The sequence below is a fragment of the Rhodopseudomonas sp. AAP120 genome, from assembly GCF_001295845.1.
Classification (GTDB): Bacteria; Pseudomonadota; Alphaproteobacteria; order Rhizobiales; family Xanthobacteraceae; genus Rhodopseudomonas.
Genome location: NZ_LJIC01000174.1, coordinates 1 through 9,176 on the forward strand (window position 1 = coordinate 1; position 9,176 = coordinate 9,176).

Genomic DNA, 9,176 nt, shown 5'->3' on the forward strand with positions numbered 1-9,176 from the left:
AGCGCGCTCCCTCTCCCGCTTGCGGGAGAGGGCTGGGGTGAGGGCGACGCGGGCGCGGTCCGTCCAAGTCCTCACTGCCCCGCATTCGCTTTCACCACGAACTCCGTCGTGTAGGTCTTGCTCAGGTCGATGGTCTTGCCCTGAAGATTCGGCGAGAAGCTGGCCAGGATCTTGTTGACCGACTCCGGTCCGCCGTCCGGCATCAGGCCGTCGACCGAGTACTGCACCTTGCCGTCCTTGAGGCCCTGGACGTAGAGATCGCGCTCGCCCGCGTAGTAGTCCTTCGGCATCTTGTCGGCGATCTCGTCGGCCGAATGCGTCGCCATCCATTTCAGCGTCTTGACCATCGCGTTGACGACTTTCTGCACGGTCGGCTTGTTGGCCTCCATCCAGCCGCGGTCCATGTACAGGCAGGCGGCCGGGTAGTCGCCGCCGAGCGCCTTGCGGGTCTCGTCCGGCGATCGCAGGTCGATCGCCACCTTGGCGCTACCGGATTTCAGCGCGCGCTGCACCGTCGGTTCGGTGGTCATGCCGGAGGCGATCTTGCCCTGCTGCATCGCGGCCAGGAACGTATCGCCGGCGCCGACCGGCACCAGAGTGTAGTCCTGGTTCTTCAGCCCGGCCTTGGCGGCGAGCGCGCGGGTGAGGAAGTCGGTGGCCGAGCCAAGCCCGGTGACGCCGAGCGCCTGGCCCTTCCAGTTCGCCGGGTCCTTGAGCTTGTCGGCTTCGGCGGCCTTCACCAGCACGACCTCGCCAGGCGCCACCGCGAACTGCACCACGTCGGTGATGAACTTGCCCTTGGACTGCAGGTCGATGGTGTGATCATAGAAGCCGACCACACCCTGCACCTCGCGGGCCAGTAGCGCGGTCGCGGCCTGCGATCCCGAGGTCGAGTTGAACAGCTCGACGTCGAGGCCTTCCTCTTTGAAATAGCCGAGCTGCGCGGCGAGCCGCGCCGGCAGATAGATCTGCTTGTCGATGCCGCCGACCATGATCTTCAGCGGCGTCTGCGCGGCTGCCGGGAGCGCCGACAGGAGGGCAAGAAAAGTCGCGGCAAGCAGTCTGCGCATCAGCGTTTCCCCGGGGCGATGGGCCGGGCCGGGGAGCCTTCGGCTCGTCCTGCAGGCGCGGCAGCGGGCCGCATCAGGGACCGGGTGCGGCATCCTGTCAATGACGATTGTGCCGTGCGAGCCCGGCCGGCGCGGCGGGGCTTGTCCGTCTCCGCCTCAGTAGGGGCGCCGCTGCGCCTTGATCCGGCGGAAACGGACGCCGGTGCCGTCCGGCAGCCGGGTCGCGATATAGCCGGCGTAGAGGCAGGCTTCGCGCTGCGGCATCTTCTCTTCGGGCGCGCGGGTCGAGTCCCACCACGACGCACGCTGCGCTGCACGCGGCAGAGCGAAGCCGAGCATCTCCTCGATCTCGTCGTTGCTGAGCACCAGTTCGGGTGCCGTCTGCCGCTTGAGGTGATCCCGGAGCGGATCGAATTTGGTCACGTCTGCAAGTCCTTGTTCCAGCCCACCGGCGCCGCGGCTGCGCGCCGAGCGATGGCGGCGCGCGCGGGGCAGTCCGTGGGTAACCTCGGCGGCTCCCGGTGAAATCCGCCGTTAACCGCCGGCTCTGTCATGGTCGCAACTTAAACGCTCCGCAAGCTTTGGATGGCTAGCTTCCGGCATGGACAGCGCCGGCCTCTTCGAACGGATCAGACAGCAAATCAGGCGGCGCCGGCGGATGTCGGCGCGGCTGCTGATCGTGTCGTCCGTCGTCACCGTGCTGGGCTTCTCCGGGGTGTGCGGCAGCATCATGCTGGAAATGCGCCGCAGCGCCCAGGAGCTGTCGCGCCAGACCCAGGAAAACCTAGCCTCGACGATCAGCGCCGACGTCAACCGCAACATCGAGTTGTACGATCTGTCGCTGCGCTCGGTGATCAGCAGCCTGGCGCTGCCGCAGCTCGCCGAGGTCGATCCGACGATCCGCAACCTGATCCTGTTCGATCATTCCGTCACGGCGCAGCATTTCGGCCAGATCCAGGTGTTCGACGCCAAGGGCGATCTGGTGCTGGATTCCGCGACGCTCACGCCCGAACGGGTCAACCGGGCGGGCGAGGCGTTCTTCCGCGTGCATCTCGAGCAGCCCGATCTCGGCCTCTATATCAGCCGGCCGATGCAGCACCGCGGCGCCTACGCGCTGGTGCTGAGCCGGCGGGTGGTGGCGCCGGACGGCAGCTTTGCGGGAGTCGTCGCCGGCTCGATCCGCTTCAGTTATTTCCAGGAGCTGTTCAGCCGGCTGCGGCTCGCACCGCAGGACGTGATCGCCGTGCTGGCGCGTGACGGCACCCTGATCATGCGAACGCCGTTCGATCCGGAATTGCTCGGGACGAACATGATGGCGCGGATCGGCATGGACAGGATGCTGGGTCAGCGCCACGGCTGGTTCGCCGGTGAAGGCAAGGCCGACAAGATTCCGCGGATGTATGTCTGGGCGGACAGCAGCCGGCCGCTGATCGCGCTGGTCGGCCGGTCGTGGAGCGACGTGTTCGGGATGTGGCGCCACGAGGCGCTGCGGATCGGCGCCATCCTGCTCGGCCTCGCCATCATCGTCGCCGGCTTCACGGTGTTCTTCATCCGCGAGATCGATCGCCGGGCCGAAGCGGAGCGTCAGCTCGAGGAGCTCGCCACCACCGACCCGCTGACGGGGCTGACCAACCGCCGCAAGTTCGACCTGGTGATGGACCGCGAATGGCGCCGCGCGGTCCGGTCCGGGACGCCGATCGCGCTGCTGATCATCGACGCCGACCACTTCAAATCGTTCAACGACAGCTTCGGCCATCCCGCCGGCGACCAGGTGCTGGTCGGGATCGCGCTGTGCATCGCCGATTCGGCGAACCGCGCCGGCGATTGCGCGGCCCGACTCGGCGGCGAGGAGTTCGCCGTGCTGCTGTCCGGCCTGCAGGCCGCCGAGGCTCAGGGCATCGCCGAAACCATCCGCCGGAAGGTGGAGGTATGGTCGGATGGTCAGGCCGGCGTCACCATCAGCATCGGCCTCGCCAGCATGACGCCGGCGGCCGGTCAGCATTGGTCGATGCTGTTCGAGGCCGCCGACAAGGCGCTGTATGCGGCCAAGGATCTCGGCCGCAATTGCTGCGTGGTCGCAGCAAGCCGCCGCGACCTCAATCTGGTTGCCTGAAGTTTGCCTCAATCCCCGAGGTAGCGTTTCATGTCGGCGATGAGACCGTCTCGCAGGTCCGGACGGCGCAACGCGAAGGCGATATTGGCGCGCAGAAAGCCGGATTTCGAGCCGCAATCGTGCCGCTCGCCTTCGAACTCGACACCATAGAACTTCTGCGTCTTCGACAGCCCGATCATCGCATCGGTGAGCTGAATCTCGCCCCCCGCACCGCGTTCCTGCGTCGCAAGGATATGAAAGATCTCGGGCTGCAGGATGTAGCGGCCGGAAATCGACAGGTTTGACGGCGCAGTGCCGGGCTTCGGCTTCTCGACCATGCCGTCGATCTCGAACATCCGCCCGTCGCGTTTGCCGACGCCGCAGATGCCGTATTGATGCGTCTTGTCGGCCGGCACTTCCTCGACCGCGATGACGTTGGCCTTGTCGCCGAGCTGTTCGGCGGCCTGGATCATCTGCTTGAGGCAGCCGGGCGTATTCAGCACCAGCTCGTCGGGCAGCACCACGGCGAACGGCTCGTTGCCGACGATATCGCGCGCGCACCACACCGCGTGGCCGAGGCCGTGCGGCGCCTGCTGGCGGGTGAAGCTCATCGCGCCGGCCTCCGGCTGGTCCCGCGCCAGGATCTCCATCTCGTTCGTCTTGTTGCGCTTCTCCAGCGTCACGTCGAGTTCGAACTGGCGATCGAAGTGGTCTTCGATGACGCCCTTGTTGCGGCCGGTGACGAACACGAAGTGCTCGATCCCGGCTTCGCGCGCCTCATCGACGACGTACTGGATCAGCGGCTTGTCGACGATGGTCAGCATCTCCTTCGGCATCGCCTTGGTGGCGGGGAGAACGCGGGTACCGAGACCGGCGACGGGGAAGACGGCTTTGCGGATTTTCATGGGAGGGAAAACTCTCGAAACGCGGGACAAAACGACCAAGGGTTGCGGCAGCAATCTCGGGCGGACCTTCGAAGTTCCACGCCGCGAACCGAATCGTGTCGCCGCGACAATGTCAATCAGAACAGCGGCGTTCCCGGGACGAAAGCGTCGAATGCCGCCCAGAACTGTTGGCGGTAACGATCCTGCTCCTGCAGAATCTCGTGCTTGGCGCCGGCGATCACCAGATGCGAGCCGGCCCGCAGATGATAGGCGAACTCTTCGATTGCCGCGGTCGAGACGATGGTGTCGTGGCTCGCCGCCATCATCAGAATCGGCTGGCGGATTTTCGACGGATATTGGGCGGCGCGGAAGCCGTGCATCGTGCGGAATGCGGTGTCGGCCCAGGCGATGGTCGGCGACGCGAGCCCGAGCGTCGGATCCTCGGCGACGATCGCGGCGTTGCGGGCATAGCGCACCGGGTCCGACGTCAGCTTGTTGCCGACGAACGGCTCGGTGTTGGCGAGGACGTCGTTGCCGCCCGGCACGTAGCGGCCGCCCTGGCCGGCCAGTCGCATCGCCCGCAGCAGCAGCCGCGCGGGCAGCGAAGTGGCGTGGCCCGGCAGGTCGATCATCGGCGCCGACAGCACCATGCGGTCGAACCAACGCTTGCCGGAATGCGCGATGCGCAGCATCACGGCGCCGCCCATCGAATGCGCCAGCGCGAAATGCGGCGGCGGGCAGTCCGGCAGCACGATCTCGCGGACGAAGGTTTCGACATCGACTTCGTAGTCGGCGAAATTGCGCACATAGCCCTTGCGCGGATCGCGCAGCCGGCGCGCCGAATGGCCCTGGCCGCGCCAGTCGATCATCGCCACCGCGAAGCCACGGTCCTGCAGATCGCGCACCGTCTCGAAGTACTTCTCGATCTGCTCGGTGCGGCCGGTGAAGACGCAGACCGTGCCCTTGCGGCCGGCTGGGCCCGGCCAGCGGGCGAATCGCAGTTCCGTGCCGTCCGGCGTCTTGATGGTGCCGGAAATCGCTCCCTCGGGGACCGGATTGGCGGGAATCGAGACGAGCGTCATGAGCCGGGTCCGGAGGGGTTGAGGCGCTGGGAGACAGGGAGAAAAATCGACGACGCCAGGGTGGCGGGGACCTCTTGAACCCCGAAACACCCCTCCCATATCATTTTCGTGCAGGCCACACCAAGGGGCCAGGAACTGAGTTTCAGAACCTGCTCCGGCTGCACCCAGACGATGCCCGGCCCGATGGCGGGCGGGTATTCATCTAGTCGCTTCTAGGAGGACTTGACCATGCGTACGTTCGACCTCACCCCGTTCTATCGTTCCACCATCGGCTTCGACCGCCTGTTCAATCTGCTGGACCAGACCTCCGGCGAGGCGGCGGCTCCGGGCTACCCGCCCTACAATATCGAGCGCACCGGCGATAACGCGTATCGTATCACCGTCGCCGTATCCGGTTTCTCCCCGGCCGAGTTGTCGATCGTGACCAAGGAGAACCAGCTCACCATCAAGGGCGAGAAGACCGCGAACGAGAACGGCAGCAAATCAGAAGTGCTGTATCGCGGCATCGCCGCGCGGGCCTTTGAGCGGGCCTTCCAGCTCGCCGACTACGTCACGGTGAAGAACGCCAGCCTCGAGAACGGGCTGCTGCACGTCGATCTCGTCCGCGAGATTCCGGAGGCCAAGAAGCCCCGCAGCATTCCGATCTCCACCTCGGCGCAAGCTTCGCCGCAAGTGGTCGACCAGACCGGCGAGAAGGCCGCCGCCTAACGCAGCGCCACTCGCCACCGACACGCGACGCCCCGGGAAACCGGGGCGTTTTGTTCTGCGCGGATGGCTACGCTGTCGCGGCACCCGCGTCGATGTGTGCGGCCAGCGTCTCCCCGCCGTCATTGCGAGCGGAGCGAAGCAATCCAGCGCCGTGCACTGAGCTGAATTGCTTCGTTGCGGAGCCTGTACTCGGACGGTGCGAAGCGCCGATCCGGGTGCTCCTCGCTGTGACGGTTTCTAGCTCGGAGTCCGCGACCGGACGATGGCGTGGCTTCGTACACTTACTCCAGCCCCTGCACCGGCGGCATTGGTTCGGTGGGCTGAACCGAGGGGCCGGCTGGAGCGGGCTTGGCTTCGGTCGGAGCGGGCGCCGGCGCTGCGGTGGGTTTGGTCTGGGTGACCGCGGCCTCCTGTTTCGGCGCGGCTTCAACCTTGGCCGGCTCGGTCTTGCCGGACTCGGTTTTGGCCGCGTCCGTTGCCGGCCTCGAAGTGTCCTTCATCGGCGCGACGGCGGTGGCGGCGTTGCTGGCGGCGGCGGGTGAGGGGCCTTTGGTCGACTGCTGCGGCGACGGCCGCGGCAGCGGTGTCGTTGGGGTGCGGCTGGCGACCCGGCCCACCGAACGCGGCGGCCGCGGCGGGTTGCGCTCGATGAAGCGCGGCAGGCCCTGGATCCGGCCATAGCTCGCGACCGTCACGGTCTCCATCGCGTCGCCCATCTGCCAGGCCGGCATGAAGCGGAGGATCCGGCCGCTGCGCGCATCGACCACCAGCCGGCCGTCGTCGCCGTCCGGGTTGAGCGCCGATAGCGTATAGACCAGCCCGCGCTGGTACGGCACGCCGAGCGGCTCGAAGCCGGCGTCGCGGGCCATGTCGGCGACTTCGCGCGGTGAGAGCACGTCCGGCACATAGCCGTCTTCCGGCACCACGCGGCGGAAGCGCGGCCGCGGCAATGCCGCGTAAGGCTCGTCGATGTCCGATATCTGCGTGACCACCGGTCCGCTGGCGGGGCGGGGGAGGGGCTGCGCACTCGCGACGGTTGCGGCCAATAGGCCGGTTGCGACAGTCCATCCCGAGATCATCCACCCGATGACATGCATGCTTTGACTCCCCTGTCTGGTCCGCGGGCCGTTGTTTTGGGGCCTCTGCGGACGGGCCGGAGCCTCAGGGGGGAATTTGGCCTCCCGTGGGCGGGATCGCGGCGCTTTCAGCGTCAATCCGGGGCACGATTCGAGGTTCGAACGCTTCCAAAGCAGGACTCGGCCGCGCTTGTGTGCTAGACAAAAATTTGACAAGGTCTTGCTAGGACAGCAACACTGTCTCAATTACGGTGGTAGCCCAGCACGGGCCTTGCAGCGTAAACAGCGGCGTCTGACGCCGCGTGAGACTCCTGCCTTGTCCATTGGGCGATATGGACACCGGGGTCTGAATACTAAAAATCGTGGCTCGCGGCGGCGAGCGGTGGCCCGGAGGGTGCCGCGGACGCCCGAAGTGTGCCGCTGCTGGACGAATCCTTGCCAGGATGAATGAGGACAAAATGAGCGGGTCTGAGGTTGAGCGCGAGAACATGGTTGCCAATGCGCTGACGGCGGACCCGGCCGTGAAAACGCCTGCGCGCGAGCACACTCGAGAGCACACGTGGCGCCCCGAAGCCGAGGGTCTGTACGACCTGTCGCGCGAAAAGGACGCCTGCGGCGTCGGCTTCATCGCCAACATCAAGGGCGTCAAGTCGCATCAGATCGTGTCCGACGCGATCCGCATCCTGTGCAACCTCGAGCACCGCGGCGCGGTCGGCGCCGATCCGCGCGCCGGTGACGGTGCTGGTATTCTGGTGCAGATCCCGCACGCCTTCTTCAGCCGCAAGGCCGCCGAACTCGGCTTCTCGCTGCCGGCGCCGGGCGAATACGCCGTCGGCGCGCTGTTCATGCCGCGCGACTCGTCGTGGCGGAAGGTGATCAAGAGCATCGTCGCCGACCAGATCAAGGTCGAGGGCCTGACGCTGCTGGGCTGGCGCGAAGTGCCGACCGACAATTCGTCGCTGGGCGAGACCGTGAAGCCGACCGAGCCCGCCAACATGCAGGTGTTCATCGGCCGCGGTCCGCTGACCAAGTCCGAGGACGAATTCGAGCGACAGCTCTACATCCTGCGCAAGTCGATCTCGAACGCGATCTATCAACGCCGCGAACGTGGCCTCGCCGGCTACTATCCGGTGTCGCTGTCGTGCCGCACCGTGATCTACAAGGGCATGTTCCTGGCCGACCAGCTCGGCAAGTACTACCCGGACCTAGCCGAGCCGGATTTCGAATCCGCGCTGGCGCTGGTGCATCAGCGGTTCTCGACCAACACCTTCCCGACCTGGTCGCTGGCGCATCCGTACCGCATGGTCGCGCATAACGGCGAGATCAACACGCTGCGCGGCAACGTCAACTGGATGGCGGCGCGCCAGGCCTCGGTGCACTCCAAGCTGTACGGCAAGGACATCAGCCGGCTGTGGCCCATTTCTTATGAAGGCCAGTCCGACACCGCCTGCTTCGACAACGCGCTCGAATTCCTGGTGCGCGGCGGCTATTCGCTGCCGCACGCGGTGATGATGATGATTCCGGAAGCGTGGGCCGGCAACCCGCTGATGGACGAGCAGCGCCGCGCTTTCTACGAATATCACGCCGCGCTGATGGAGCCGTGGGACGGCCCCGCCGCGCTCGCCTTCACCGACGGCCGCCAGATCGGCGCGACGCTCGACCGCAACGGCCTGCGTCCGGCGCGCTATCTGGTCACCAAGGACGACCGCATCGTGATGGCGTCCGAAATGGGCGTGCTGAAGATCCCGGAGGATCAGATCGTCACCAAGTGGCGGCTGCAGCCGGGCAAGATGCTGCTGGTCGATCTCGAGCAGGGCCGGTTGATCCCGGACGACGAGATCAAGGCGCAGCTCGCCGCCAGCCAGCCCTATGCGGACTGGCTGCATCGCACCCAGATCGTGCTCGAAGAACTGCCGGACGCGCCGGTCAAGGGCCAGCGCTCCAATCTGCCGCTGCTCGATCGGCAGCAGGCGTTCGGCTATACGCAGGAGGACATCTCGATCCTGCTGACGCCGATGGCGTCGACCGGCGAGGAAGCCTCGGGCTCGATGGGCAACGACACGCCGCTGTCGGCGCTGTCGGATAAGCCGAAGCCGCTGTTCACCTACTTCAAGCAGAACTTCGCCCAGGTCACCAACCCGCCGATCGATCCGATCCGCGAGGAGCTGGTGATGAGCCTGGTGTCGATCATCGGCCCGCGGCCGAACCTGTTCGACACGCTCGGCGCCGCCGGCCACAAGCGGCTCGAAGTGCGCCAGCCGATC

8 protein-coding genes are annotated in these 9,176 nt (G+C 66.4%); 3 read left to right on the forward strand and 5 right to left on the reverse strand.

The annotated features are described in order from the left end of the window. Positions 1-71: 71 nt before the first annotated feature. Both IP86_RS24290 and IP86_RS24295 read right to left on the reverse strand, forming a co-directional pair. Entirely contained in the window at positions 72-1,070 is a 999-nt protein-coding gene (locus IP86_RS24290) for an ABC transporter substrate-binding protein (RefSeq protein WP_054165011.1), read from the reverse strand. Between the two features lie 156 nt (positions 1,071-1,226). Beyond that, positions 1,227-1,493 (reverse strand): DUF7662 domain-containing protein, encoded by a 267-nt coding sequence (locus IP86_RS24295; RefSeq protein ID WP_054165012.1) that lies wholly within the window; start codon positions 1,491-1,493, stop codon positions 1,227-1,229. Positions 1,494-1,671: 178 nt separating this feature from the next. Here IP86_RS24295 and IP86_RS24300 point away from each other — a divergent pair, with 178 nt between their 5' ends. Continuing rightward, positions 1,672-3,183 (forward strand): sensor domain-containing diguanylate cyclase, encoded by a 1,512-nt coding sequence (locus tag IP86_RS24300; protein ID WP_054165013.1) that lies wholly within the window; start codon positions 1,672-1,674, stop codon positions 3,181-3,183. Between the two features lie 8 nt (positions 3,184-3,191). Here IP86_RS24300 and galU read toward each other — a convergent pair whose 3' ends face one another. Further along, the gene (galU, locus tag IP86_RS24305; protein ID WP_054165014.1) at positions 3,192-4,067 is read right to left on the reverse strand and encodes a UTP--glucose-1-phosphate uridylyltransferase GalU; all 876 of its coding nucleotides are present in this window, start codon (positions 4,065-4,067) and stop codon (positions 3,192-3,194) included. Positions 4,068-4,183: 116 nt separating this feature from the next. Then, complete coding sequence (locus IP86_RS24310; protein WP_054165015.1) at positions 4,184-5,128, reverse strand: alpha/beta fold hydrolase; 945 nt, start codon at positions 5,126-5,128, stop codon at positions 4,184-4,186. 228 nt (positions 5,129-5,356) lie between these two features. Here IP86_RS24310 and IP86_RS24315 point away from each other — a divergent pair, with 228 nt between their 5' ends. Next, the gene (locus IP86_RS24315; protein ID WP_054165016.1) at positions 5,357-5,836 is read left to right on the forward strand and encodes an Hsp20 family protein; all 480 of its coding nucleotides are present in this window, start codon (positions 5,357-5,359) and stop codon (positions 5,834-5,836) included. 281 nt (positions 5,837-6,117) lie between these two features. On the opposite strand, the gene IP86_RS24320 is transcribed toward IP86_RS24315, so the two are convergent. Further along, a complete protein-coding gene (locus IP86_RS24320) occupies positions 6,118-6,828 on the reverse strand; it encodes a hypothetical protein (RefSeq protein ID WP_245290728.1) in 711 nt (236 codons plus the stop codon). A gap of 542 nt (positions 6,829-7,370) precedes the next feature. Between IP86_RS24320 and IP86_RS24325 the strand changes: the two genes are divergently transcribed. Next, positions 7,371-9,176: glutamate synthase central domain-containing protein (locus IP86_RS24325; RefSeq protein WP_283804792.1), on the forward strand; the 1,806-nt coding region annotated here is incomplete at its 3' end.

Bases quoted from the DNA above. Each gene is read 5' to 3' on its own strand.
- IP86_RS24300 (WP_054165013.1), top strand. From the start codon at position 1,672: ATGGACAGCGCCGGCCTCTTCGAACGGATCAGACAGCAAATCAGGCGG.
- IP86_RS24310 (WP_054165015.1), bottom strand. From the start codon at position 5,128: ATGACGCTCGTCTCGATTCCCGCCAATCCGGTCCCCGAGGGAGCGATT.
- galU (WP_054165014.1), bottom strand. From the start codon at position 4,067: ATGAAAATCCGCAAAGCCGTCTTCCCCGTCGCCGGTCTCGGTACCCGC.
- IP86_RS24315 (WP_054165016.1), top strand. From the start codon at position 5,357: ATGCGTACGTTCGACCTCACCCCGTTCTATCGTTCCACCATCGGCTTC.
- IP86_RS24290 (WP_054165011.1), bottom strand. From the start codon at position 1,070: ATGCGCAGACTGCTTGCCGCGACTTTTCTTGCCCTCCTGTCGGCGCTC.